General features: G+C 63.0%; 22 protein-coding genes. 9 read left to right on the top strand and 13 right to left on the bottom strand.

Features of this window, described 5'->3' with window-relative positions; all coding sequences use genetic code 11:
* The first annotated feature begins 56 nt into the window (after window positions 1-56).
* The gene (gene ppk1, locus OQE56_RS10415; RefSeq protein ID WP_425601620.1) at window positions 57-2,177 is read left to right on the top strand and encodes a polyphosphate kinase 1; all 2,121 of its coding nucleotides are present in this window, start codon (window positions 57-59) and stop codon (window positions 2,175-2,177) included.
* Window positions 2,178-2,203: 26 nt separating this feature from the next.
* On the opposite strand, the gene OQE56_RS10410 is transcribed toward ppk1, so the two are convergent.
* Window positions 2,204-2,761, bottom strand: coding sequence for an NADPH-dependent FMN reductase (locus OQE56_RS10410; RefSeq protein ID WP_267224098.1), 558 nt, complete (start codon window positions 2,759-2,761; stop codon window positions 2,204-2,206).
* Between the two features lie 310 nt (window positions 2,762-3,071).
* On the opposite strand from OQE56_RS10410, the gene OQE56_RS10405 reads away from it, so the two are divergent.
* Both OQE56_RS10405 and OQE56_RS10400 read left to right on the top strand, forming a co-directional pair.
* Window positions 3,072-4,814 carry a GGDEF domain-containing protein gene (locus OQE56_RS10405; RefSeq protein ID WP_267224096.1) on the top strand — a complete coding sequence of 581 codons (1,743 nt, stop codon included), beginning with the start codon at window positions 3,072-3,074 and terminating at the stop codon, window positions 4,812-4,814.
* A gap of 84 nt (window positions 4,815-4,898) precedes the next feature.
* Window positions 4,899-5,333, top strand: coding sequence for a VOC family protein (locus tag OQE56_RS10400; RefSeq protein ID WP_267224095.1), 435 nt, complete (start codon window positions 4,899-4,901; stop codon window positions 5,331-5,333).
* A 12-nt stretch (window positions 5,334-5,345) separates the two neighbouring features.
* Here the strand turns inward: OQE56_RS10400 and OQE56_RS10395 are convergent, their stop codons facing one another.
* Window positions 5,346-6,233 carry an AraC family transcriptional regulator gene (locus OQE56_RS10395; RefSeq protein ID WP_267224093.1) on the bottom strand — a complete coding sequence of 296 codons (888 nt, stop codon included), beginning with the start codon at window positions 6,231-6,233 and terminating at the stop codon, window positions 5,346-5,348.
* A 228-nt stretch (window positions 6,234-6,461) separates the two neighbouring features.
* On the opposite strand from OQE56_RS10395, the gene OQE56_RS10390 reads away from it, so the two are divergent.
* From OQE56_RS10390 to OQE56_RS10370, 5 genes are all read left to right on the top strand, one after another.
* The gene (locus OQE56_RS10390; protein WP_267224092.1) at window positions 6,462-8,387 is read left to right on the top strand and encodes a CocE/NonD family hydrolase; all 1,926 of its coding nucleotides are present in this window, start codon (window positions 6,462-6,464) and stop codon (window positions 8,385-8,387) included.
* A gap of 116 nt (window positions 8,388-8,503) precedes the next feature.
* A complete protein-coding gene (locus OQE56_RS10385) occupies window positions 8,504-9,181 on the top strand; it encodes a TetR/AcrR family transcriptional regulator (protein WP_267224090.1) in 678 nt (225 codons plus the stop codon).
* Window positions 9,171-10,142 carry an HlyD family secretion protein gene (locus OQE56_RS10380; RefSeq protein WP_267224089.1) on the top strand — a complete coding sequence of 324 codons (972 nt, stop codon included), beginning with the start codon at window positions 9,171-9,173 and terminating at the stop codon, window positions 10,140-10,142. The genes OQE56_RS10385 and OQE56_RS10380 overlap by 11 nt, the downstream gene beginning before the upstream one ends.
* Before the next feature lie 7 nt (window positions 10,143-10,149).
* Entirely contained in the window at window positions 10,150-11,079 is a 930-nt protein-coding gene (locus OQE56_RS10375) for an ABC transporter ATP-binding protein (RefSeq protein WP_267224356.1), read from the top strand.
* On the top strand, window positions 11,076-12,167 hold the full coding sequence (locus tag OQE56_RS10370) for an ABC transporter permease (protein WP_267224087.1): 1,092 nt from the start codon (window positions 11,076-11,078) through the stop codon (window positions 12,165-12,167). Before OQE56_RS10375 ends, OQE56_RS10370 begins: the two co-directional genes overlap by 4 nt.
* Before the next feature lie 95 nt (window positions 12,168-12,262).
* On the opposite strand, the gene OQE56_RS10365 is transcribed toward OQE56_RS10370, so the two are convergent.
* The 6 genes from OQE56_RS10365 to OQE56_RS10340 form a co-directional block, all read right to left on the bottom strand.
* A complete protein-coding gene (locus OQE56_RS10365) occupies window positions 12,263-12,649 on the bottom strand; it encodes an addiction module antidote protein (RefSeq protein ID WP_323748575.1) in 387 nt (128 codons plus the stop codon).
* Between the two features lie 57 nt (window positions 12,650-12,706).
* Complete coding sequence (locus OQE56_RS10360) at window positions 12,707-12,994, bottom strand: type II toxin-antitoxin system RelE/ParE family toxin (protein WP_267224085.1); 288 nt, start codon at window positions 12,992-12,994, stop codon at window positions 12,707-12,709.
* Window positions 12,995-13,192: 198 nt separating this feature from the next.
* A complete protein-coding gene (locus tag OQE56_RS10355; RefSeq protein WP_267224083.1) occupies window positions 13,193-13,687 on the bottom strand; it encodes a DUF3761 domain-containing protein in 495 nt (164 codons plus the stop codon).
* Between the two features lie 286 nt (window positions 13,688-13,973).
* Window positions 13,974-14,432, bottom strand: coding sequence for an RcnB family protein (locus OQE56_RS10350; RefSeq protein WP_267224082.1), 459 nt, complete (start codon window positions 14,430-14,432; stop codon window positions 13,974-13,976).
* Window positions 14,433-14,618: 186 nt separating this feature from the next.
* A complete protein-coding gene (locus OQE56_RS10345) occupies window positions 14,619-15,905 on the bottom strand; it encodes an alpha/beta hydrolase (protein WP_267224080.1) in 1,287 nt (428 codons plus the stop codon).
* 170 nt (window positions 15,906-16,075) lie between these two features.
* Complete coding sequence (locus OQE56_RS10340) at window positions 16,076-17,725, bottom strand: serine hydrolase (RefSeq protein ID WP_267224078.1); 1,650 nt, start codon at window positions 17,723-17,725, stop codon at window positions 16,076-16,078.
* 397 nt (window positions 17,726-18,122) lie between these two features.
* Here OQE56_RS10340 and OQE56_RS10335 point away from each other — a divergent pair, with 397 nt between their 5' ends.
* Complete coding sequence (locus OQE56_RS10335; protein ID WP_267224076.1) at window positions 18,123-18,914, top strand: phosphatase PAP2 family protein; 792 nt, start codon at window positions 18,123-18,125, stop codon at window positions 18,912-18,914.
* Window positions 18,915-18,937: 23 nt separating this feature from the next.
* On the opposite strand, the gene OQE56_RS10330 is transcribed toward OQE56_RS10335, so the two are convergent.
* The 5 genes from OQE56_RS10330 to OQE56_RS10310 form a co-directional block, all read right to left on the bottom strand.
* Complete coding sequence (locus OQE56_RS10330) at window positions 18,938-19,459, bottom strand: Ivy family c-type lysozyme inhibitor (RefSeq protein ID WP_267224074.1); 522 nt, start codon at window positions 19,457-19,459, stop codon at window positions 18,938-18,940.
* Between the two features lie 91 nt (window positions 19,460-19,550).
* Window positions 19,551-21,818, bottom strand: a complete 2,268-nt coding sequence (locus OQE56_RS10325) for a thiamine pyrophosphate-dependent enzyme (protein ID WP_267224072.1) — start codon at window positions 21,816-21,818, stop codon at window positions 19,551-19,553.
* A 214-nt stretch (window positions 21,819-22,032) separates the two neighbouring features.
* On the bottom strand, window positions 22,033-22,527 hold the full coding sequence (locus OQE56_RS10320; RefSeq protein WP_267224070.1) for a nucleotidyltransferase family protein: 495 nt from the start codon (window positions 22,525-22,527) through the stop codon (window positions 22,033-22,035).
* On the bottom strand, window positions 22,524-23,066 hold the full coding sequence (locus tag OQE56_RS10315) for a GNAT family N-acetyltransferase (protein WP_267224068.1): 543 nt from the start codon (window positions 23,064-23,066) through the stop codon (window positions 22,524-22,526). The genes OQE56_RS10320 and OQE56_RS10315 overlap by 4 nt, the downstream gene beginning before the upstream one ends.
* Window positions 23,067-23,213: 147 nt before the next feature.
* Entirely contained in the window at window positions 23,214-24,383 is a 1,170-nt protein-coding gene (locus tag OQE56_RS10310) for an acyl-CoA dehydrogenase family protein (RefSeq protein ID WP_267224067.1), read from the bottom strand.
* Window positions 24,384-24,741: the final 358 nt, after the last annotated feature.

Here is a 24,741-nt window from a genome sequence, read left to right as displayed (position 1 = left end):
ATGTCGTCCGACCCCAGGCCGTCCGTGACACCGAAACCAGCACGACCGTGCGCGACATGCCCGCCGAGGCGCCTGCGCCGGCGCCCGCCGCCGCGCCCGACCTCAATGACGCCAATCTCTACATCAATCGCGAGCTGTCACAGCTGCAGTTCAACATCCGCGTGCTGGAACAGGCACTGGACGAGCGCAAGCCGATTCTCGAGCGGCTCAAGTTCCTGCTGATCTTTTCCAGCAACATGGACGAGTTCTTCGAGATTCGCGTGGCGGGCCTCAAGAGCCAGATCGCCTTCGACCACGAGATCGTCGGCCCCGACGGCATGGCCCCGCGCAAGGCGCTGGCCGAAATCAGCGAGATCACGCACAAGCAGATCGAACGCCAGTACGCGATTCTCAACGACCGCATCCTGCCCGAGCTCGCACGCCACGGCATTCGCATCGTGCGGCGCAACGAGTGGTCGCAGAAACAAAAGCTATGGGTGCGCCGCTATTTTCGTAAGGAAGTGGCGCCGCTGGTGACGCCGATCGGCCTCGATCCCACGCACCCGTTTCCGCTGCTGGTCAACAAGAGCCTTAACTTCATCGTGCAGTTGGAAGGCACCGATGCGTTCGGGCGCGATTCGGGCCTGGCCATTGTGCCGGCGCCGCGCGTACTGCCGCGCCTGATCCGCCTGCCGGAAGATGTCAGCGAAGGCGGCGAAAACTTCGTGCTGCTGTCCTCGATCATCCACGCACACGCCGAAGAACTGTTCCCCGGCATGTCGGTACGTGGCTGCTATCAGTTCCGCCTGACCCGCAACGCCGATCTGACCATCGACCCGGAAGATGTCGAAGACCTCGCCCGTGCGCTTCGCGGCGAGCTGTATTCGCGCCGTTTCGGCGACGCGGTGCGTCTGGAAGTGGCCGACAATTGCCCGCCGGAACTCACCGACTACCTGCTGCGCCAGTTCGGCCTCACCGCCGCCGAAATGTACGAAGTGAACGGCCCGGTAAACCTTGCACGCTTGTTCGGGCTGATCACCAAGACGCAGCGCCCGGACTTGCAATATCCGTCGTTCACGCCGTCCATTCCCAAGGCATTGAAGAAAGCCGAGGACCTGTTCCAGGTGATCGGCCGGCAGGACGTGCTGCTGCTACACCCCTATGAGTCGTTTGCGCCGGTGGTAGACCTGCTGCACCAGGCAGCCAAAGACACCAGCGTGCTTGCGATCAAGCAGACGCTCTATCGCAGCGGCGCCAACTCCGAGATCGTCGACGCGCTGGTGGACGCTGCACGCGCGGGCAAGGAAGTCACCGTGGTGATCGAGCTGCGCGCGCGCTTCGACGAAGAGTCGAACCTGACGCTCGCCTCACGCCTGCAGCAGGCTGGCGCGATGGTGATTTACGGCGTGGTAGGTGTGAAAACGCATGCCAAGCTGATGCTTATCCAGCGCCGTGAAGGTGACGAGCTGGTGCGTTATGCGCATCTCGGCACCGGCAATTACCACACCGGCAACGCACGTCTCTACACCGACTACAGCCTGCTCACCTCCGATGCGGCGCTGTGCGAGGACGTGCACAAGCTCTTCAGCCAGCTGACCGGCATGGGCAAGCTGCTGCAGATGAAGAAGCTGCTGCATGCGCCCTTCACCCTCAAGAAGACGCTGCTGGAAATGATCACGCGCGAAACCGCGCACGCAACGGCCGGACGGCCGGCGCAGATCATCATCAAGGTCAACGCCATCACCGACGCCAAGATGATCCGCGCGCTGTACAAGGCGAGCATCGCGGGCGTGAAGATCGACCTGATCGTGCGCGGCATGTGTTGTCTGCGCCCCGGCGTGCCGGGCGTATCGCACAACATTCGCGTGCGCTCGATTGTGGGTCGCTTCCTGGAACACAGCCGCGTGTACTGGTTCCATAACAACGGCGATGAGCAGTTCTATCTGGCCAGCGCGGATCTGATGGAGCGCAACCTGGATCGTCGCGTGGAAACCGGCTTCCCGGTGGAAGGCAAGAAGCTGCAGAACCGCCTGAAGAAAGAGCTGGAGCTGTATCTGACCGACAACTCCTGCGCGTGGCTGCTGCATCCCGACGGCCGCTATGTACGCACCCATCCCTCCACCAGTCCGAACGTGCGCAATGTGCAGCTACAGTTGCTTGAGAAGTTGTGTGGGACAGGCGCGGGAACGGAGGCCTGAGACTCCGCTCCCTGTTGAGGCTGAACTTACTTCTTGAGGTTCAGCTTCACCCACGCCACATACCGGTCCACAAATCCCTGCAAGAATTTCCTCGTGCTCTCGTGGCCGATATGCCCTTCGGCATCGAACGTGCCTTCCCTGTGCTGCATGAATACCTCCGGCTGCCCCAGGGTCGGCACGTCCAGGTAGGCCAGCACATTACGCAGATGCTGCTGCGCCAGCGCGGTACCCGTGGCACCCACTGACATGCCAATGACTGCGCCCGGCTTGCCCGCAAAGGAATTGGTGCCCCAAGGGCGCGAAGCGATGTCGATCGCGTTCTTCAGCACACCGGGCATGGAGCGGTTGTATTCAGGCGTCACGAACAGCAGCGCATCGGCGGCAGCCACTTCCTGTTTGAGGCGTTTGCATTCATCGGGGTAATCCCCGTCGAAGTCCTGGTCGTACAACGGCAGGTTATCGATGCGAAGGTGTTCGAAGCTGAAATCGGCGGGCGCCAGTTGCTCCACGGCGTGCGCCAGCTGGCGGTTGAAGGAATCCTTGCGCAGGCTGCCAATCAGTACGGCCACACGAATCTTGCTCATACACGTGCTCTCCTGGGGGTGGGGATACGGGATATATGCCTTAAGACATACAGCATGGCAGCGATAATCGTTAAACCCGCGTGAGGACGCGCCTACGCAGCGCTCGCGCTTGTGGCATGCTGTTGTAGAGCCATCCATATCGCTTTGATGTCAGAGGGGCCGGCGCAGAACGAGCGCCCTGCACGCACAAGGATGAGGCCCTCTCCGCGCCACCGGTACCGCGGGGTTTTCTCCACAGGGATAACCGGAACAGCCTTGGAAAGATGCACTACCTGCGGGAACGAGGTGTGTCGTAACAGGGGATCAATGCATGAGCGGGCGAGTCGCTTCGACAGCGGCGTGGAGCCATTGGCGATGGGTGCTTGGCATCCTTGCCATGGTGTTGCTCGTCCTTTCGGCGCATGCCAGCACACCCCTCACCGGCGCCGTGCGCGAAGCGCAACCCGGCGACACGCCGCAGTTTGTGTTGGATGCCTATCGCCGCGGCGAACTCACCACCTTTGATCCGAATCTGCTGCAGCGTTTCTCTACGCAGGGCACGGGCACGTGGGTGGTGCTGCAACCGCAGCCTCCGCGGGTGAGCGAAGAGCGAGTGCTGGTGATCTATCCGCCCCCGCTGACCGCGGTGAGCATGTTCCGTGCGGACGGTACGCCCATCACCCTCTCGCTGGATGACTTCAGTGCCAATGCTCACGGCCACGGTCGCCTGGCCTATCGCATCACCGCCGACACGCCCGCCTCTACGCCCGTGCTTCTTCGCTTCGAGCCGGTTCCGGAGCGTGCGTCTCCCGTCAGCTTCCAACTGCAGACATGGCATGAATACCTGCAGTCCGATGCGCAATGGCTTGCCTTTGCCAGCGCCTGTTTCGCCACCATGGTGGCGATGTCGTTGATGGCGCTGTGTCTGGCGATACTGCTGCGCGACAGTACCTTTGCCTGGTATGCCGGCTATGTACTTTGCTATGCATTGATACTGGGTATTCAGACCGGCTACGTGTTTCATCCGCTGGAGATGCGCTGGCTGGCCGGGTCCGCCACGCTGCTCAGTGCATCCGCCATGGCGATGTCGCTGGCGTTCGCAGCGATGTTCGTCGCTCACTTCTGCGAATTGCCGCGCTACGCACCGTCGCTGCATGCACCCACGATTGCACTGGCGGTCGGCATGCTGCTGGTGGTGCTGCTGCGCAATTGCCAGATTTCCGTGCTGCAACAGACCGCGCAGGTGTTGATTGGTCCGTTGCTGGTGTTTGGCACCTTGCTGTTGCTGGGGGCGGCGGTGGCAGCGGCGATACGCGGTTCCAGGCCTGCCGGCTTCTTCCTGGCAGGCTGGACGCCACTGCTCGCACTGACGGCGCTCTCCAGCAGTCAGGTGAACGGCACGCTGCCCGATGTCACCTGGCTCAGCGATGCATGCCTTGCCGCCGGCGCGTTTGAAGCCATCGTGCTGTCACTGGGCCTGGCCGACCGCGCACTGAGCATGCGCCGCGATCGTGATCTGGTGCAGGGACTTGCCGACCACGATGCACTCACCAGTGTCCTGAACCGCCGGGCCTGGTCCGAGGCAGTGGGCAAGGTGCTTGCCAGCGGCGGTACGCAACCGATTGCGCTGCTGTTTCTCGACCTGGATCACTTCAAGATCCTCAACGACCGTCAGGGACATGCGGCTGGCGATCGCGCACTGGTGGCCGTGTCTGGCGCGCTTCGCAACGAGTTACGTCCGCATGACCTGCTCGGCCGCTACGGCGGCGAAGAATTTGTCGCCATGCTTTACGGCGTGGAGAAGAATCAGGCCATGCAAGTGGCGACGCGACTGTGCCGCCGTGTGCATCGGCTGGATATCCCGGTGAACAACGAAGGGCTGTTGCTGACCATCAGCATTGGCATAGCCATGCGAGCGCTCGAGGACACGGTGGATTCACTGGTCGAGCGCTCGGACCTTGCCATGTACCGGGCCAAGCTGGCCGGCCGCAACCGCGCCCGCCTCGACGAGAAACTGGAAACCCCGGTGCGGCGCGCCTGGCCGCGCGCCGTTGACGGTGACAAGGGCGGCTGACGCTCGCCGGACTCAGAAAATCGACAAGACACCCGCATCCATCGGGCTAGGCTGTGGCCCGTCCCAACTGACGGAGCAAAGCCCATGAGTCCCGCCACGAAAGCCGGCAGCACCATCATTCCCGGCCTGCGTTACCGCGATGCGCACGCAGCCATCGAATGGCTGTGCAAAGCGTTCGGCTTCAGCAAGCACGCCGTATACGACGATGATCAGGGCGGCGTGGCACACGCTCAACTGGTCTACGGCAACGGCATGCTGATGCTCGGCTCGGTACGCGACAACGCATTCGGCAAGCGCATGCAGCAGCCTGACCAGATCGGCGGTAGCGAAACGCAATGCCCGTATGTCGTGGTGAAGGATTGCAAGGCGCACTACGACCAGGCTAAAGCGGCGGGTGCCGTCATCGTCGACGAGTACGCCGAAAAGGACTACGGCGGCGCCGGCTACAGTTGCCGTGACCCGGAAGGCCATCTGTGGTCGTTCGGAAGTTACGACCCGTGGGCCGGGCACGATGGCTGAGGCGCTATAGCCTCAACAAGGCGCCACGGGGAGGTAGATGTCCGCGCGCAACACGGCCTCCGGTGTTTCCTCGGGATCGTCCAGGAAATGCCGGAACGGCAACTCATCGCGCAGCACATAGCCGCTGCCCGGCAACCAGCCGGCAATCAGCCGATCCGTAACGTCGTACAGGTCATCGTAGGAGCCCACATGGCGGCACCGGGCCCAGCTGCCGCCACCGAGCTGCAATGGCTGAAGATCGCCATCGGCACGCACCTCCGTCCCGGAGAAAGCCAGCCCGCAGTCGAACAGACATTGCTCCGGCGGCACGTCGCGTGGATCGTCATGAGGCACGCCGTAGATGCCGTCCAGACGGTCCAGCAGCGATCGTTCGGCCGCCCATTCGAACAGGCCCGCATACACCTGATCCAGATTCCGCGGATCCCCGACATAACGCCTAGCCACCACGCGAAACGGCTCGACCGACACCACCTCCACCTTCAGCACCGCCGCCCTGGCATCGCGTTCGGCAGGCGGCTGACGCAAACGCTCGATCGCTTCGCCCAGACGCTCGCGCTGTCCTCGCATGTCGCTGGGTGTGGTGCCGAAGGCCTGCCGGAACGCGCGCGCAAAAGCCTGTGACGTTTCGTAGCCCACCGCCAGCGCGGCTTCGGTCACGCGGCTCTCCGGTTCCGCCAGCAAGTGCAGTGCGCGCAGCAGGCGCAGACGCGCCACGGTCTGCCCCAGGGTTTCGCCGGCCAGGGCGCGATAGATGCGATGAAAATGGAAAGGTGACAGATGCGCGGCGGCGGCCAGTTGCGCCAGCTCCGGCAGCTCCCCACCCTGCTCCACCGCCACCTGCAGCAGGGCGACGACGCGGTCGATGCGCTGCATATAGTCCTGACGGGTATGGACTTTCATGGCGTGGCTTCCTGGGAACCGTAGCCAGTGTCGAGGCGTTCCACCGCTGTCGCGTCTCCATTCTTGCGCATTCCTGGCGCCGCCATCGGGGCGGGCATAAGGCGTATAGGCAGGAAGTCATGGTGGGAGCCCGGGTGCGGCTCCCTTAAAGTCGATGACGGCGCCTTTTCGCCACCTCACCGATTCGATTTGGACGGCTATCGCACCGCCGTTCCGCCTGGAGGATTCATGCGTATCCGCCGTACCCTGCTCGCCGCCGCCACCATCACTGCGTTCTTCGCGTCCCTTGCCCAGGCGCAGACCGCGCCGCTGACACCGGATATTCCGCAGGCCACGTTCGCGCCGTCGACCGCCGCGTACGACTACGTGAAGCGCGAAGTGATGATCCCGATGCGTGATGGCGTGAAGCTGCATACGGTGATCGTGATACCCAAGGGCGCACATAACGCCCCCATCCTGCTTACCCGCACGCCCTACGACGCCAGCGGCCGCACCGAGCGCTTCACCTCGCCGCACATGAATGCCACGTTGCCTCAGGGTGATGAAGTGTTCGTACACAGCGGCTACATCCGCGTGTTCCAGGACGTGCGTGGCAAATACGGCTCCGAGGGCGAGTACGTGATGACGCGCCCGCTGCGCGGCCCGCTCAACAGCAGCGAAGTGGATCACTCCACCGATGCCTACGACACCATCGACTGGCTGGTGAAGAATCTGCCTGAATCGAACGGCCGCGTCGGCATGCTCGGCTCCTCCTACGAGGGCTTCACGGTAGTGATGGCGCTGATCCATCCGCACCCGGCGTTGAAGGTGGCCGCGCCGGAAAGCCCGATGGTGGACGGCTGGATGGGCGACGACTGGTTCCACTACGGCGCCTATCGCCAGACCAATTTCGACTACATCTACGGCCAGACCGCGCAGAAGGGCAAAGGCAACAGCGTGCCGCGCATCGGCTACGACGACTACGACAACTTCCTTCGCGCCGGTTCCGCCGGTGACTACGCGCGTGCCAACGGCTTCGAACAACTTGCCTTCTGGCGCAAGCTGCACGAACACCCGGCTTACGACGCGTTCTGGCAAAACCAGGCGTTGGACAAGATCATGGCCGGGCAGCCGCTTACCGTGCCCACCATGTGGCTGCAGGGCTTGTGGGATCAGGAAGACATGTGGGGCGCCATCCACAGCTACGCCGCGACCGAGCCGAAGGACAAGGGCAACGACAAGAACTTCCTGGTGATGGGGCCGTGGCGCCACAGCCAGGTGAACTACGACGGCACCTCGCTGGGCCCGCTGCAGTGGGACGGCGACACGTCACTACAATTCCGGCGCGACGTGCTCAAGCCCTTCTTCGACCAGTATCTGGTGGCGGGCGCCCCCAAGGCCAACACGCCGCCGGTGCTGATCTACAACACCGGCGAAAATCGCTGGGACCGCTTCAAATCGTGGCCGCTCAGTTGCGATAAGGGTTGTGCGAGCAAGTCCAGGGCGCTGTATCTGGGCGCGCATGGCGCACTCTCTTTCCAGGCACCGGGCGCAGAGGATGCCAAGTACGACGAGTACGTCTCCGACCCGGCCAAGCCGGTGCCCTACCAGCCGCGCCCGGTGCATTTCGCCGATCACGATGCCTGGACGCGCTGGCTGGTGAATGACCAGCGCTTCGCGGATGGCCGTCCAGACGTCCTCACCTACGTCACTGATCCGCTGACCCAACCGGTACATATCGGTGGCGCGCCGCAGGTGAACCTGTATGCCTCCACCAGCGGCACCGACAGCGACTGGGTGGTCAAGCTGATCGACGTGTACCCGGACGTGGTGCCCTCCAACCCGACCATGAGCGGCTATGAGCTGGCCGTATCGCTGGACATCTTCCGCGGGCGCTACCGCACCAGCTTTGAACATCCGCAGGCACTGACGGCGGATCAGCCGCTGCTCTACAGCTTTGGCCTGCCAACGACCAACCATGTCTTCCTGCCCGGCCATCGCATCATGGTGCAGGTGCAGTCGAGCCTGTTCCCGTTGTACGACCGCAATCCGCAGACCTTCGTACCGAACATCTTCGACGCCAAGCCCGCGGACTATCAGAAGGCGACGCAACGCGTGTGGCATACGCCGGGCACCACGAGCTTCATCAGCCTGCCTGTGGTTCCCAACAGCTAAGCCCGGACACGCCTTTCAGTAGCCCCCGAAGCCGGTTCATGCCGGCTTCGTTCTTTGCGGCGAACCTTTGCGGCCAGTCACTTGCATTAAATTATACGTAGAGATAATTTAATGCAATGACCCCCGCCAAACCCAGCGCACCACGCGATCGCAACCCGGGCCGCCGCGCTCCGGGCCGTCCCGGAAACGACAGCCCCGATTTGCGCCCGCGCCTCATCGACGCCGCCCTGGCCTGCTTTGTGCGCGACGGCATTGCAGGCACCTCCCTGCGCGGCATCGCCACCCAGGCAGGCGTCACGCCGGCTTTGCTCAACTATTACTTCGGCACCAAGCTGGCCTTGCGTGATGCGGTATTTGAGGAACGCCTGATGCCGGCCATTGCCACGTTGCGCCAACACATCGCCGACGCAGGCGACGACGTGCACGCGCTGGTGAGCACTTTCGTGCATGGCGTGCTTGGACTCGTCGATACCCATCCGTGGCTCCCCACCTTGTGGGTTCGCGAGGTACTGAGCGAGGGCGGCGCACTTCGTGAGTTGTTGTTCAGCCGTATCGGGCCCATCGTGCCGCAGATGCTGGCGGCTCGCTTTGCCGAGGCGCAGAAGCGAGGCCAGCTCAATCCCGATCTCGACCCACGGCTGCTGGTGGTGTCGCTGATCGGGCTCACGCTTTTCCCGGCAGCTGGCGCGCCGATCTGGCGCCAGGTCTTTCAGGCGGATTTGAGCACCGGCGCTATGGCCAATCATGCGTTGGCTTTGCTGACACAAGGCATCGAAGGGAAGCATGAACGCTAAGCGCCGTCCGCTGCTATTTGCTGTGCTGGCTACCCTGATCTTGGCGGGTTGCCATCGTGAGCCACCCCATGTGCTGGGCACGCTGGAGTTCGACCGCATCACCCTGCCCGCGCCCGCTGCCGAACACATCGTGCAAATCGACGTGCGCGAAGGTGAGTACGTACCCTCCGGCAAACGCATTATGCAGCTGGAGACCACGCGTACCCGTGCGGCACTGGACGCCGCCCAGGCCGATCTGCGGCAGCAGCAACAGGCCTTGCAGGAACTGATCAACGGCCCGCGCGAGGAGCAGATTCGCCAGGCGCGCGCCAACCTGGTCGGCGCACAGGCCCAGGCACGCGATGCCAACGCCTTCTATCAGCGCCTGTCCGCACTCGCCATGAAGCAATTCGTTTCCGCGGCCGACCTTGATCGCGCCAAGGCATCGGCTGGTAACGCCGATGCAACGGTAGCCGCCGATCGCGCCCTGCTCGACCAACTGCTCAACGGCTCGCGTGCCGAAGACATCGCGCAGGCGCGGGCAGCCGTCGCGGCGGCAGCGGCTACCGCTTCGTCGCGCGCGGTGGATCTGGAAAAGCTGGACCTCACCACGCCACGCGATGTGCGTGTGGACAGCCTTCCCTACAAACTCGGCGACCAGGCGCAACCCGGTACGCCGCTGGTGATCTTGCTCGCCAGCGACGCGCCTTATGCACGCGTTTACGTGCCTGCCGCGATACGTCCTTCGGTGAAAGTCGGCGATGCCGCCGTGGTGACGCTTGAAGATGGCAAACATGTGTTCCATGGCAAGGTACGCATGATCCGCAGCGAGCCGACGTTTACGCCGTACTTCGCGCTAAGCGGCGATGACGCCACGCGCCTGAGCTATCTGGCCGAGATCGCACTGGGGCCGGATGCCAAGGACATGCCACAAGGCTTCCCCCTCTCCGCCGTCTTCACCGGCCTGGCCGCACATGACTGACACGGCCATCCACGCGCGCGGACTCACCAAACGCTTCGGCACGCTGGTTGCCGTCAATGCGGTGACCCTGGACGTGCCCCGCGCCTGCGTGTACGGCTTTCTGGGCCCGAATGGCTCAGGCAAGTCCACCACCATTCGCATGCTGTGCGGCCTGCTGACACCCACCGAGGGCGACATCGAAGTACTCGGCTTGCACATTCCTCAGCAGGCCGAGCAGCTCAAGCGGCGCATCGGTTACATGACGCAGAAGTTCTCGCTGTTCGACGACCTGTCGGTACGGCAGAACCTGGAGTTTCTGGCCACCGTGCAAGGCCTTTCCCGGCAGAGGGAAAAATCGCGCGTTGCCGAACTGCTTAAGCGCTACCACCTTGACGATCGCCAGGAACAATTGGCCGGCACGCTGAGCGGCGGACAGAAGCAACGCCTCGCCCTGGCCGGCGCCACCGTGCACGATCCCGAACTGTTGTTGCTCGACGAGCCCACCAGTGCGGTCGACCCGGAATCGCGCCGCGACTTCTGGGAAAAGCTGTTCGAGCTTGCCGACACCGGCACCACCATCCTCGTCTCCACGCACTACATGGACGAGGCGGAACGTTGCCACCGGCTGGCCATTCTCGACCGCGGCAATCTGGTGGCCGACGGCACGCCCAAGGAATTGACCGGAGAGCTCGAGGGACGCACGTTTCTCGTCCGCGCCAACTCCCCGCGCGCGGCGCGCGACGCGCTTGCCGACGCGCCTGGCGTGCTGAGTGTGGCGCAGATCGGCAATGAACTTCGGGTACTGATGCGCGACAACCGCGCCACGGTCGACACGTTGCGTAGCCGACTCGCGTCAGCGGGACTGGAAGGCGACACCGAAGCTGTCTCGCCCAGCCTTGAAGACGTCTTTGTGGTGGCGACGCATCAGCAGCAGCAGCGCGAGGAGCAAGCCGCGTGAACCTTCGCCGCCTCTGGGCCATCATGATCAAGGAGCTCCGCCAGCTGCGGCGGGACCGCGTAACGCTGGCCATGATCATGGGCATGCCGGTGCTGCAGCTGATCCTGTTCGGTTACGCGATCAACCTCAACCTGCGCTACCTGCCGGCCGCCGTGGCGGACCAGTCGCAGACCGCGGGCTCGCGCGCGGCGGTCCAGGATCTGCTTGCCAGCGAGGTGATCGAGCAGCACGCCACCGCACAGACGCCGCAACAGCTTATCGATCTGCTGCGGCAAGGCCGCATCAGCGTGGGCATTGCAGTACCGCCCGACTTCGAGCGGCGCAAGCTCGACGGTCGCGAGGCCATACAGGTGATGGTGGACGGCAGCGACAACGTGGTGCAGTCCGCCGCCGGGCAACTGGCGCAGTACCCGCTCAATCAGCCAGACGACTTCCACGCCACGACGGAAACACCGATCAGCGTGGTCAGTTTCTACAACCCGGAGCGACGCTCCGCGGTGAACATCGTGCCCGGCCTGATCGGCGTGATCCTCACCATGACCATGGTGCTGTTCACCGCCGTAGCCATCGTGCGCGAAACCGAGCGCGGCAACATGGAGCTTCTGATCACCACACCGGTGAGTCGCACCGAGCTGATGATCGGCAAGGTGCTGCCTTATGCAGGCATCGGCCTGATCCAGACCACCCTGGTGTTGTTGCTGGGTGCCTGGCTATTTCAGGTGCCATTACGCGGCAGCCTTTGGGACGTCTATATGGCGGCCAGTTTGCTGGTGCTCGCCAACCTCTCGCTGGGCCTGCTGATTTCCACGCGCGCCAAATCGCAGTTCCAGGCGATGCAGATGACTTTCTTCGTGTTCCTGCCATCGATCCTGCTGTCCGGCTTCATGTTTCCCTTCGCGGGCATGCCGACTCCCGCGCAGTGGATTGCCGAGCTGTTGCCACTCACCCACTTCATCCGCCTGATCCGCGGCATCATGCTGCGCGGCGCCGACCTCAGCGATCTGTGGCCCGACAGCCTGGCGTTGCTTGCCTTCATTGCCGTCATGCTGACGCTATCGATACGACTGTTCCACAAGCGGCTCGACTAACGCCGCACGCGCACGAAAAAAGGGCCGGCATGCGCCGGCCCTTTCTGCAATCACGATGTGCCCGCAAGGCTCCATTGGTGCAAGCCGAAACAACGTCAAGCGGCGCTACGGCGCTTCGCTGCAGGAGCTGATTTGGCGGAAGCCTTGCGTGACAGGATTTTTTTGCCAGATGAGTCGGACTTCGCCTTTTTGGTCGGCACTTTGACCTTCACCTTCATGCGGACACCTAGCGCTTCCATGATTTTTGACACGGTGACAAACCCAGGCTTAGCCCCAGGACGCAACGCCTTGTAGAGACTCTCACGCCCCAGCCCACTATCTTCGGCGACCTTCGCCATCCCGCGCGCACGTGCAATATCCGACAATGCCGAAAGGAGCAGGTCCGGATCGCCGCTCTCAATGACCTCGTTTAGATAAGCCGCAATGGCCTCATCGCTATCGAGATACTCAGCAGCGTCAAACGTTGTGAACGTCACGTTCATGGTGTCACCTTTCTCTATCATTCTGATCTTTCTGGCACTACCTGAGTTCGCTGACGGCTATGTTGCCGCCAGTATTTTCTTTGCCTTCTCTATATCTTTCTTCTGGCTAGACTTGTCACCGCCACAGAGCAGCAGGTACAGCTTGTCACCCTTCTTGGCGACATAGATTCGGTAGCCAGGACCGTAGTCGATACGAAGCTCAGTGATGCCCTCAAAGTGTTTTGCATCACCTAGATTGCCAGCAGCCAAGCGTTTGACTCGCACAATCACCTTCGCTTTTGCGGTCTGATCCTTCAGACCCATTAGCCACTTAGCAAATACATCGGACTGAATGATCGTGCCCATGCTTCAATTGTATCCAACTGGATACACAAGCACAATCATTTCACAGCGCTGATTTCATGTGATTACGCCACCCCACTGCCTACCACGCCGCCAACGCCAGCGTATCCTGAACCAGCCGTTCGACTAACGCCTCACACCCATGAAAAGAAGGGCCGGCATGCGCCGGCCCTTTCTGCAAACACAACGCGCCTGCAGGGCTTACTTGGTGCAAGCCTTGCCATGGTCAGCGTGATAACCCTTGTTTTTGGCGTCGGCTTCGCTCATGTACGAGCCCGCCTTGGTCTTGCCGTACCACTTGTCGCCCGGACAGTGATAGACCTTGCTGCTGTCGTTCACCCACACCAGACCCGGGCCACCGCCCGGTGCAGCCGTAGCCGGCGGCTCCGAGCTCGACTTGCTGCTCTTGGCTGGCGCGGCGGCCTTGGACGTCTCGCTGGCCGCAGGCGCTGCTGCCGGTGCCGCAGCAGCGGCCGGCGCGGGCGCAGCGGCTGCACCGCCGGTGGTGGCAGCGCTGTACCACTCCTTCACACCCTTATGTCCCGAGCACGCACCCTTCTTGGTCGCGTTGTCGGTATAGGTGCCGTCCTTGCATTGTCCCGTGGAGCCGGCAGGCGCGGACGCCTGCTGTGCGTAAACCGCCGGACCTGCCAGAAGACCTGCGAGCAAGACTGCAATCAAACCGTACGATTTCATCTTCGATCCCTCCCGTGCGAACTCGTCTGCCCATGGGAAACCCGCCCGGTATGAGGCGTGCCTCCCTTCCCGCGACATCAGTCATGAATGGCCGGGCCAAGCTTGCCTGATGTCGTTCAAGCGCTTTGACGCCTGTCGCTTTCACTATGCGCCAAGCACGTGACTACTTGATCACGCTGCCCTGACGGGCGTTTAGGCGCCGTGATGGCACGCCGCAACTTCATGCGGAGCGCCGCAACGCCCAAACGGTCAGCCGCATCGCAACGCCGGCGATGCGGCACCCGCATCAGGGGTTGATCACAATGTTGGCGATGATGCCGGAGGCCACTGCCACCAGCAGGAACTGGCCGTTGTCGCTGCGCACCCACTGGTAGTCGCGCGGCGGCGGCTCGAGGCGGTACTCGCGCCAGTCTTCCACTACGTAGCGGCGATCACGGTATTCCTCGGGAATGTAGCCACCGCGGCGATACCAGCCTTCGTGTTCACCGCGATCATGGACGATCACGTAGCCGTGGTGATCGTAATCGCGGCGATCATGGTCGCGATCGTAGTCGCGACGGTCGTGGTCGCGGTCGTGGTCATGATCGCGGTCGTGATCATGGTCGCGGCCACGATCATGATCACCGTCATGGTCACGATCATGCTCGTACCGGTCGTGGTCTTGGTCGTACTGAAGCGGCGCAGCCGTGGCGGCGGTGCACGCCACCAGGGCGCCGAGCGCCAGTGCGAACAGTGAACTCTTCATGCAGTCTCTCCATCGGAAACGCCTTAGCGGCGCACCGACTTGGCGCGCCTCCCCCTAGGCGGCGCCATGATGTGATTCGCAACGATGCACGATGAGTGAATCCGTTCGCAAAAACCACCGATCATTCGAACGCAAGTTCATGCGTTGAAGCGCCGTTGGGATTGGCGCTCCGGCGTCAGCGTGGCGTCAGTGCGAAGGCGCTTGCGTACGCGCGCTGCTGCCATAGGGTGCGTGCGTGGCGTCCTGCTTTATCCAGTCAGCCAGCAGACGGAAGTAGCCATCCGCGATGCGGGTGTAGCGACGGGTGCCGTCCGCGTTTTGCACGAATTCGTAGATGCCGTGGTCCGTATGCGGAAACACATACAGATCGATCGGCCGCCCTTCGCGGATGAAGGATGCAAGCCGCGCGCGGGTGAGCTCATTCGGCGCCTCGCGGTCGTCGCCCGCAAGCACCCACAACTGCGGCACGTTCAACGAGCGGATGACCGCCTGCGCGTCGTAATTCCAGATGATGTTGAGGTTATCCAGACGCGGTGCGCCGGTGCGCCGCAGATCCTGCTCTTTGTCGGCCAGGATATCGCCGGTGAATTCGCCTTCGATCTTGGACAACCACGGCTCGCCGGCATAACGCTGCTTCACTTGCGCCAGCCGCTCGTAACCACTGGTGAAATGCGATGCCATCAGGGCACCGGTGGCGTCGGTCACTTCGCGGGCCTTGGCCAGCGCGGCTGGGTCGTAGTTCTTCTCCTTCATTTCGTCGGTCACCTGCTCCTGATCCTCCTCCAATGGCGTCAGTACCAGGCCAAAGCCGACCGTGACGAAATCTGCCTTGGCCAGCTTGGCCGCCAATGGCGCGACCCAACCACCCTGGCTGCCACCAAAGAAACCCGCGCGGCTGTAATGCCCGGCGGCGAGCCGGCGCGCCTCGTTGAGTGCGGCGGCAGCGTCATCGCCAAGCAGCTCGAAATTCTGCGTATAGCTGCCTTCGGAAGCACCTGTGCCCCGCTTGTCGTAGGCAAACACCGAGAGCCCTTCGGCGGCCAGCACGTAGCTGTAATAGCCACCGATGCCGGGCGTTTTCTCCGCGCCATGTACAAACACCACCAGCGGCGGCTTGCCCTTGGCGTTTTCCGGTTCGATCAGCACACCGGCCAGCGACGTGCCGTGACTGGTGAAATGCGTGGGCGTTTCCTTCAACGGCCGTTTCGGCCAGGACGCAAAACGTCCATCGGCCGCCTTGACGCTGACGATGCCGTTTTCGCAACGCACCGGACCTTCTGCGGCGTTGATGTCGCCACGTCGTCCGTCGAGAAACGTGTAGCGCGCGGGGGCATCGGCGCGCGAACCGGTGGGATTGGAAACCACCACCACCTCATGCCCTTCGATGCCGTAGACACCGTACTCGCAGCTGGCGTGTGCCATCGCCGGCACCAGAGCAGACAACGCGATCAACAGACCCGCAACACGTTCCATGACTTTCTCTCTGCGCGGAGTGGCGCCGCGCGTACAGGCACATCTTCGCTGCCATGCGAAGTGCGTGTGGGGAAGCACGCAGCTTCACTATAGGTGCCGGTCAGCCTGCCGCCCCCTGCCGCAAGTCATCCGCAACGCACGCGTGCCACATCGCTCGGCCCATGGTGTCGTCAGTTTGCAGCGGAACGCTTGCTGCTTTTCACCGGAGACAACCGCAGATCCTGGAAATCGAAACTGAAGTCGGTAAGCGGTGACACAGGTTGCATGCGCACTTCGCGCACCTTGCCGTCGGCATCCAGCGCATAGCTGACGAAGGCATCAGCGTTGAGCGAGCGATCATCCCAGCGCACGATGAACGTATCGTGCTGCCAAGGCTCCATGGTGCCCGCCAGTTGCGCGGTCTTGGAGAACACCAGACGCAGTTTGCCGCCCTGCTGGCTTACCACAATGTCGCCATACCACGGATCACGGAACGTACCCGCGTATTCGGCCAGCGGCAGCGACGGCTTGCTGTGTTTGTCGCGCGCGGCCTCGTGATGCTTCCAGCTGTCGTCGGCGTTGGCTTCGGACTTTTTGACGTTCGCAGCGTAAGCAGCAACCCAGTCCTTCTTGTCCCGGCCCAGATACGCATCCAGCACGCGAAAGGTCACGGCATTGAAGGCGGCACCCGACTCCTGGTTGGTCAACACCACCACGCCCAGCTTCAGCTCCGGCAGCAGGGCAACGCGCGACACCATGCCGGGCCAGCCGCCCGTGTGCGACACCACCCGATGCCCTTGATAGTCGGCCAGTGACCAGCCTTCACCATAGCCCGAGAAGTTGGGCCGGGTTTCCTTCAGTTCCAGCACTGACGGTTCGGAGATCTTTATCGGCGTCAGCATCGACCACATCTGTTTCTGGCTGTCTTCGGAGAACAGCGCCGTGCCGTCAGGAAGTTTGCCGCCGGCCAGTTGCACATTCATCCACCTGGCCATGTCGTGCACGCTGGCATAGATGCCGCCTGCGCCAGAGTTGTTCGACCAGGCCATCGGCGGCACCGGCTTCAGTTCGGTGAAGTTGAATTTGGCATGCCCGGTTGCCACGTCCATGCTCGGTTTCAGCGCGGTCATGTCGACAAGCGACTCGTTCATGCCCACCGGCTTGAAGATGCGGGTGCGAATGAAATCAGCGTAGCTCTGACCGGATACCTGCTCGATCACCAGCGTGGCGACCGCAAACAGAATGTTGTCGTAGGCATAGGTGCTGCGGAAGCTCGTCGCCAGCGGCACATAGCGCAGGCGCTGCACTACTTCCTTGGTGGAATAGCCCGTCGGCGGAAAGTACAGCAAATCGCCCGCGCCCAACCCCAGGCCACTGCGATGCGCCAGCAAATCGCGAACGCGCATTTCGCGCGTGACGTACGGGTCGGACATCTGGAACCAGGGCAGATAGTCGATGACCCGGCCATCCATGTTGACCTTGCCCTCCTCCGCCAGCATCTGCAGCGAAGCCGCCGTGAACGCCTTGGTGTTGGAGGCGATGGCAAACAGCGTATGCGCATCCACCGCTGCCGGCTTGCCCAGCTCGCGGACGCCGGAGCCTTGCTCCAACACGACCTGCCCGTCCTTGACGATGGCCACGGCGATACCCGGCACATCGAACTGCTTGCGAACGCTGTCCACGTAGGCGCCGAAATCCTGCAACTGTTCGGGCAGCGCCGGCTGAGCGTTGCTGGTCACTGCAGATGCGGCAGGGGCCGTCGTCTGCGCCCATACCGGCGCCGAAAGCATCAGCAAGGCGCAGCAACCCACCACGCGCGGGGACAGTACTCGCAGGGACATCCATCGGCTCCGGATCGGCAAAGACGCCCACTATCGCGGCAAATGCGGGCTGAAACCAGCGCTGCATGTCATGGGAGCAAGAGCGTGCGCCTATCTGCCTGGTCGACAGGCTCGTGCTTACCATTTCTTTGCCACACTCCTCGTTCCTCACCGTCATCCCAGCGAAAGCTGGAAGCGCTTCACAACAGCCGAAGGCTGGTCATCCAGCGACTTTCATTGTCCCGCGCGTTTTGAAGGCACTGGATCCCAGCTTTCGCTGGGATGACGGTGAGGGTACTGGCGCGCCATCAGGACACCGTTTGCCGTCTCTAAATGCGCACTTTGAGCGGGCTCTTCGCCGCCCTCGACGCCGCCCGCGTCAATAGGGATGATGCGCGATCAGCTTTGAGGAGTTTGGATGAACGACATGGTCGATTGGATCGCCGGGCACGCATTGATGGTGTGGGCCAGCCTGCTCATACTGGCCGTGCTTACGGGAGACGCCGCCTGGCTCTGGAACCGCCGTCAGCGCAACGCCGCCATCGCAGCCGGATACGAACCCAGGGTGCTCCGCGGGCTGACCGTGCTGATGCTGCTGATCGCCATGTCACTGCTGTTCGCCGCCATCGCCATTGCCTTGAAGGCGGAAGCCACGGTGTGGCTTCCCGGCTTCGACGCCGCGCTGGCCGAGGATCTGCGCGAACGCATGCAGCCGGCCGTGCTACGCGTCGTGGCGGCGGTTTCGCATCTCGGCGACCTGGGCTCGGTGGCAACGGCTACTGCGGTGGTGCTGGCGGTACTGCTGTGGCGCCGCCAGCTCCGGCTGGCGACCTGCTGGACGGTGGCCATGGTCGGCATCGTGCCGATCAACAGCGGCCTGAAGGCGGTGTTTCAGCGGCCTCGCCCGCTGCACAACCATGGCTTCATCGTCGAACACAGCTGGAGCTTTCCAAGCGGCCACGCCTTCGGCGCCATGGTGTTCTACGGGATGTTCGCCTATGTGCTGCTGAGCGTGCTTCCGCATCGCTGGCACCGTCTGGTGATTGCCTGCGCCGTGGCCATGGTGACGGTGATCGGACTCAGCCGCATCGTGCTGCAGGTGCACTACTTCAGTGACGTGATGGCGGGCTATGCCAGCGGACTGGTGTGGCTGGTGTTGTGCATGGGTGGCGCGGAGTGGTGGCGGTTGCGCATCCCGGCGAAACCGTAACGCCGTTGCAGGAGCGCCCAGACTCAGTTGGGCGAATACAGTTTTTTCTGCAGCAACGCCTTCGCCGCCTCATCCGGCGCGCCCAGCCAGATCAGATCGTCATTGGCGGGATCATTGCTGTCGACATCACTGGCGACTCCCGCCTTGCGGCGCGCAAACAAACCGGACATGGCGTGCGTGTTCACGTCGTACAAGACCAGGATGCGTTCCATGGGGCAGTCATGCGGTTTGCAGGCCACGGCGAGCAGCTGGGTGCGCCCTTCTATCTGCACCTGCTGGGCAGGCGTGGAGGTGCCGCCCTGATGGGTCCAGGGAGGCAGCTGGTCGGCGTTGGACAACGCTTCGAACGCGCTGGCGAAATCCTGATGCTGCAGCAGCTCGCTGAAGTAGGTAATGCCGCCAGGAGTGATGTCGCTGATGGCCAAGGCGGGAGCAGCAGGCGGCGCCGATTGAGCCGGTGCCGGTGCCTCGGCCTGCCCCTGCTTCTGGGAGCACGCGGTGCAAGCAAGCCATAAGCCGAGGGCTGCGATGAAGCGGTACGACATGGGCCTCTCCTTCCATAACGGCTGCGCCCGTGCCGACTCGCGGTGAAGAAGCATGACGCGCTGGACCACCCAGCGCGTCATGCTCTTGCGATCAGACCAGCTTGCGCGCCGCGGCGACGACATCGGCCTCGCCCGGCAACACCAGCAGCGCTGCGCCGGCGAGCGGCGTGTAGGTATCCGCACCTACCACGCGCTGCAGCGGTGTAGCGCCACTGCCGCCTTCGACGATGGCCGTGATGACGCCTTCGCCTACGCCTGCGCTACGCCGGCCTTCGTCCAGCACGATGATGCGCTTGGCCGACTTTGCCTGTTCGGCGATGAAGGCATTGTTGAGAGGCGCCAGCCAGCGCAGATCCACCACGCGCACCTTCCAGCCGAGTTCGGATTCAATGGTACGCGCCGCGCGCAGCGACATCGGCACACCGTTGCCGAAGGTGAACACCACCAGGTCGTTGGCGCTTTCGTTGTAGATGCGCCCCTCGCCCAGCGTCATGGCCTGACCCGGCGCGGGATACTCGAACTGCCACTGGCCGTCGCCCGCGTCGTACAGATCCTTGGTCATGTACAGCGCGATGGGCTCCAGGTACGCGCACACGCGCCCGTCAACCTTGGCCAGCGCCGTCATGGTGCGCAGCATGGTGGCTGCGTCGTCACCGCGGCTGGGGCAGCCCACGACCAGGCCCGGAATGTCGCGCAACGCCGAGATCGAGTTGTCATTGTGGAAATGGCCACCGAAACCCTTCTGGTAGCCCAGGCTGGCCACGCGCATCACCATGGGGTTGCGGTACTGGTCGTTGGAGAAGAACTGCAACGACGCCGCTTCACCGCGAATCTGGTCGCAGGCGTTGTGGAAGTACGCCAGGTACTGGATTTCCGGTAAGGGCAGCATGCCCATGTTGGCGTAACCCTGCGCCAGACCGAGGATGATGGTTTCGTCCAGCAGCGTGTTGAACACGCGGCTGCCCTTGAACGTTTTGTGCAGGCCCTTGGTAACGGTATACACGCCGCCCTTCATGGCCACGTCCTCGCCAAACAGCAACGACTCGGGGTACTTGGCCATGATGTCGTGCAGCGCCTGTCCGATCTGGATGGCCAGATGGCGCGGCGGCTGCTTCTCGGGCAGCTTCTCCTCGCTGCCGAACGCTGCGAGGCGGCGATCCTGGTAATCCGTGCGCTCAGCTTCGGCCTTCACGGCGGCCGGCGTGTACGGCGCCAGCGGCTTCATCACCTGCTCCAACGTGGTCAGGCGCGGACGACGGTCCGCGTCTTCCGCCGCTTCAAAGCAGCGCTTGCGCGTGACCTCGTACAACGCGAGCAGCGATTCCTTGGTGTAGAGGCCCGAGGAAAGCGCGATTTCTGCCGAACGCAGCAGCGGATCGCTCGCTTCCACGGCAAAGAGTTCCTCAACGCTACGCCACTCGATTTCGAAATCGGTGCCGGCGTGACCCATCACACGCGTTGTACGCAGATGCAGAAAGGTCGGACGGCGCGTGGTGCGGCAGTGTTCCACCGCCTCTTGCACCTGCGCGTAGCCATCGGCGAGGTCGAGGCCGTCGGCGTAGAAGTAATCGAGATCGGCGCGATGGCGGAAGTTGTTGGCCACCCAGCCGTTCGGCGTCTTCACCGAGATGCCGATGCCGTTGTCCTCGCACACGTAGAGCACGGGCGCGGGCAGCTTCTGATAGGCCGTCCACCCGGCAGCGTTGAAAGCCGTCTGCGCCGTGGCGTGATTGGACGACGCGTCGCCGAACGAGCAAACGGCGATGCTGTCTTCAGGAATCGGCAGCTTGTGGCCGATGCGGCGGGCCTGCTCGATGGCAACGGCAGTGCCCAGCGCCTTCGGCAGATGCGATGCGATAGTGGATGTCTGCGGCAACACCCAGAGCGGCTTGCTGCCCCACACCTTGTGACGGCCGCCGGAGGCGGGGTCTTCCATGCTGGCAGCGAACGACAGCGCCGAATCCATCACGGGATCCATGCCCGGCAACTTGCGGAAGCGCTCGGCCATGAAGCCGCCGGAACGGTAATGCAGGAAGGCCGGATCGGTGTGACGCGTAAGGCGCGCCACCATCGCGTTGCCTTCGTGGCCACTGGAGCCGATGGTGTAGAACACCTTGTTCTGCACGCGCAGTACGCGCGCCATCAGATCCAGATGTCGGCTGATCAACTGCGATTCCAGCAGCTCGCGGAAACCCTGCGCGTTGAGCGCGCTACCCGGCAGCACCGGTGCATGGTCACCACGCGGCTGGTGTACATCGCCCTGCCACAGCTGTACGAACTCAGTGAAGTTCTGATCGACGATCTCGGCGCGGTTGAAACCCTTGTGGCGTGCCGTGAGGGAATACGGAATAGCGGTCATGATGTCTCGTCAACGAACGGCCGCGAGGCGGCAATCAGGGGATTATTGAATCGGGGATGGCACACGCGCCAGTACGGAATAGCGTGAGGTTCAGAAAACGCTTTTGCTCCCTCTCCCCTTCGGGGAGAGGGTTGGGGTGAGGGGTCAATCTTGCGGCAAGCTCCCATCGAAGCCTGCTTCGTAGCTCCTTCATCGCGAGCACCCGCCCCTCACCTCAGTCCTCTCCCCGGAGGGGAGAGGAAGTGAGGGCTCGCAGCATGGAGGCACGCTGTCGATCCTTCTCACGCCCAAAACTTTCAAGTATGCGAATCTGGTCATCCACCGAAGGCACAGGTACAGCAAGCCCGTTCAAGCCGACGAGCGTCAACCGCCCCGCTTGCACCGGCTTCCACCCATCGCCCTGGTTAAGCTCCAGCCCGCCCATCACTTCCACCGGCATGCCAGGAAAACGGAAGCGTGCGAAATGGGAGCGGAAACGTTCTGCACCGGCGGGTTCATAGACATGTTCGCGCTGCGCTGACCACAGTGTCATCAGGCGCTCGGCATCGTCACGCGACACCAGCACATCGACATCAGCGACATTCACGTTGGCGCCTGCCAGCAATGCAGCGGCGCTGCCGATCAGGCACCACGGGTCGACACAATGCACATGCAACTCGGGCACGATCTCGGCGAGCGTGGTGTACAACGCAGGTGTGACGTGACTCATGCGCGTCGATGCCGCCACTCATCGCGAGTCTGGCCCCAGATGTCGATAGGGAAGTCTTCAAACGGCGTGGGTAGCTGACCCGGACCGCGATTGCGTGAACCAAGGCGCTGCGCCAATGCCTGCGAGGGCGTGTTGGCCCGGTCGATGCAATGAATCACGTCGTCCCAGCCCAATTGGTCGAACGCGAAATCCATGCAGGCCATGGCGCCCTCCTGCGCGTAACCCTTGCCCCAGGCATGACGTGCCAACCCCCAGCCTACTTCCCTGCCCGGCCAACCGTCGGGACACCACGGCCCCATGCGGCCGATCCAGCGGCCGCTGCTTTTCTCGATCACTGAGAACATGCCGAAGCCCTGAATGGCCCACGCGCCGACCATGGTGAGAAAACCTCGCCATGCCACCGGGCGAGGCTGCAGGCCGCCGATGAAGCGCGCCGATTCCTCATCGGCCATGTTGGCTGCCCAGGCATCGAAATCTTCGCCTTGCGGCGGGCGCAGGATCAGACGATCGGTTTCGATGCGGATGTTTTGCCAGCTCATGTGATGGCATGCCCTTGCTTCATGGCTTGTCCCCCTCACCGTCATCCCGGCGCAGGCCGGGATCCAGTGGCTTAGCCCAGCAACAAGGCGCTGGATTCCGGCCTGCGCCGGAATGACGAACGTGTGAGGCGTCAGCCAAACCAATCCTCAGAACGCGTTGATACCCGTCAGCTCACGCCCCACCACCAGCTGGTGCACCGTCTCGGTACCTTCATAGGTGATGACCGATTCCAGGTTCAGCGCATGGCGAATGGCCACGTGTTCGGTTGTGATGCCCGCGCCGCCGAGGATGTCGCGGCACTCGCGCGCGATATCGATGGCCATGCGGCAGTTGTTCCACTTGGCCAGCGACACCTGCGTCGGCTGCATGGTGCCGGCATCCTTCAGGCGGCCGAGCTGCAGCGACAGCAACTGCGCCATGGTGATGCGGCGGGCCATCTCGGCCATCTTGAGCTGGACAGCCTGATTGGACGCCAGCGGGCGACCAAACAGAATGCGCTCCTGGGTGTAGTCGAGCACTTCCTTCAGGCACGCCTGCGCGGCGCCGATCGGGCCCCAGGTGATGCCGTAGCGCGCCTGCGTGAGGCAGCCCAGCGGACCCTTGAGACCCTTCACGTTCGGCAGGCGGTTGGCCTCCGGCACGCGCACGTTGTCGAAGAACAGCGCGGAGGTCACCGACGCACGCAGGCTCATCTTCTTGTGCACTTCCTGCGCGGTGAAGCCCGGCGTGTTGGTCGGCACGATGAAGCCCTGGATGCCTTCGTCCGTCTGCGCCCACACAATGGCGATGTGCGCGAGGTTGCCGTTGGTGATCCACATCTTGGCGCCGTTGATGACCCAGTCACCGCCGTCTTTCTTGGCGTGGGTCTTCATGTTGGCCGGATCAGAGCCGCCGTGCGGTTCCGTGAGGCCGAAGCAACCGATGATTTCGCCTGCCGCCATCTTCGGCAGGTAGTGCATCTTCTGCTCTTCCGTGCCGTAGGCGTAAATGGGGTACATGCACAGCGAGCTCTGCACCGAGGCGAAGCTGCGCAGGCCCGAATCGCCACGCTCCAGCTCCTGGCAGATCAGGCCGTAGCTCACGCCGTTCATGCCGGCGCAGCCGTACTTCTCGGGAATGGTGGCACCCAGCAGGCCAAGGCTCGCCACTTCGGGAACCAGTTCCTTCGGGAAGCGGCCCTGATCAAAGCAATCCCCAATGATCGGCAACACTTTCTCGTCGACAAAGCGGCCGACGGTGTCCTGCACCATGCGCTCTTCGTCGGTGAGCATCGAGCGGACATCGTAAAGATCGAGGGGATTCAGGCGAGCGGACATCAGTGAGGTTCCGTGACTGGGGCAAACCTCCATTCTAGCGGCCCTTTCCGGCCCCCGTCATGCCAGAGTGCAGCAGTTTTCATCGCCTCAGGAACGCGCGAGACCGGCCACGCAAGTACTTGATTACGCGGACTCCCGGCGGCCAGTTTCTTCCGCTCCGCTTCTGAAACGCCTGCGTATGGATCGGACTGCCCTGCTCAGGGTAGGCGGCCGGTGCGGGCTGTGGGACCATGCGCTCCCACTCCCGTCATCCCAGCGTAAGCCAGACGCGCGCGCTGCTCCCCCGAAAGACGCTGGGTTCCGGTACCCGCCCTTTGACGGGTCGTGCAGGGGCAACGGGCAGCTACAGCGTCTTGCA

The organism is Dyella silvae (assembly GCF_026421305.1).
Classification (GTDB): Bacteria; Pseudomonadota; Gammaproteobacteria; order Xanthomonadales; family Rhodanobacteraceae; genus Dyella; species Dyella silvae.
Note: the sequence above shows the minus strand (reverse complement) of the source record. Positions and strands in the feature narration are given on the sequence as shown.

What these genes read in the sequence shown, in the direction of transcription:
- OQE56_RS10350 (WP_267224082.1), bottom strand. Translation starts at nt 14,432, where the DNA reads ATGAAGAGTTCACTGTTCGCACTGGCGCTCGGCGCCCTGGTGGCGTGC.
- OQE56_RS10400 (WP_267224095.1), top strand. Translation starts at nt 4,899, where the DNA reads ATGAGTCCCGCCACGAAAGCCGGCAGCACCATCATTCCCGGCCTGCGT.
- ppk1 (WP_425601620.1), top strand. Translation starts at nt 57, where the DNA reads ATGCCCGCCGAGGCGCCTGCGCCGGCGCCCGCCGCCGCGCCCGACCTC.
- OQE56_RS10405 (WP_267224096.1), top strand. Translation starts at nt 3,072, where the DNA reads ATGAGCGGGCGAGTCGCTTCGACAGCGGCGTGGAGCCATTGGCGATGG.
- OQE56_RS10325 (WP_267224072.1), bottom strand. Translation starts at nt 21,818, where the DNA reads ATGACCGCTATTCCGTATTCCCTCACGGCACGCCACAAGGGTTTCAAC.
- OQE56_RS10385 (WP_267224090.1), top strand. Translation starts at nt 8,504, where the DNA reads ATGACCCCCGCCAAACCCAGCGCACCACGCGATCGCAACCCGGGCCGC.
- OQE56_RS10335 (WP_267224076.1), top strand. Translation starts at nt 18,123, where the DNA reads ATGAACGACATGGTCGATTGGATCGCCGGGCACGCATTGATGGTGTGG.
- OQE56_RS10330 (WP_267224074.1), bottom strand. Translation starts at nt 19,459, where the DNA reads ATGTCGTACCGCTTCATCGCAGCCCTCGGCTTATGGCTTGCTTGCACC.
- OQE56_RS10315 (WP_267224068.1), bottom strand. Translation starts at nt 23,066, where the DNA reads ATGAGCTGGCAAAACATCCGCATCGAAACCGATCGTCTGATCCTGCGC.
- OQE56_RS10410 (WP_267224098.1), bottom strand. Translation starts at nt 2,761, where the DNA reads ATGAGCAAGATTCGTGTGGCCGTACTGATTGGCAGCCTGCGCAAGGAT.
- OQE56_RS10310 (WP_267224067.1), bottom strand. Translation starts at nt 24,383, where the DNA reads ATGTCCGCTCGCCTGAATCCCCTCGATCTTTACGATGTCCGCTCGATG.
- OQE56_RS10345 (WP_267224080.1), bottom strand. Translation starts at nt 15,905, where the DNA reads ATGGAACGTGTTGCGGGTCTGTTGATCGCGTTGTCTGCTCTGGTGCCG.
- OQE56_RS10360 (WP_267224085.1), bottom strand. Translation starts at nt 12,994, where the DNA reads ATGGGCACGATCATTCAGTCCGATGTATTTGCTAAGTGGCTAATGGGT.
- OQE56_RS10390 (WP_267224092.1), top strand. Translation starts at nt 6,462, where the DNA reads ATGCGTATCCGCCGTACCCTGCTCGCCGCCGCCACCATCACTGCGTTC.
- OQE56_RS10320 (WP_267224070.1), bottom strand. Translation starts at nt 22,527, where the DNA reads ATGAGTCACGTCACACCTGCGTTGTACACCACGCTCGCCGAGATCGTG.
- OQE56_RS10365 (WP_323748575.1), bottom strand. Translation starts at nt 12,649, where the DNA reads ATGAACGTGACGTTCACAACGTTTGACGCTGCTGAGTATCTCGATAGC.
- OQE56_RS10395 (WP_267224093.1), bottom strand. Translation starts at nt 6,233, where the DNA reads ATGAAAGTCCATACCCGTCAGGACTATATGCAGCGCATCGACCGCGTC.
- OQE56_RS10355 (WP_267224083.1), bottom strand. Translation starts at nt 13,687, where the DNA reads ATGAAATCGTACGGTTTGATTGCAGTCTTGCTCGCAGGTCTTCTGGCA.
- OQE56_RS10340 (WP_267224078.1), bottom strand. Translation starts at nt 17,725, where the DNA reads ATGTCCCTGCGAGTACTGTCCCCGCGCGTGGTGGGTTGCTGCGCCTTG.
- OQE56_RS10380 (WP_267224089.1), top strand. Translation starts at nt 9,171, where the DNA reads ATGAACGCTAAGCGCCGTCCGCTGCTATTTGCTGTGCTGGCTACCCTG.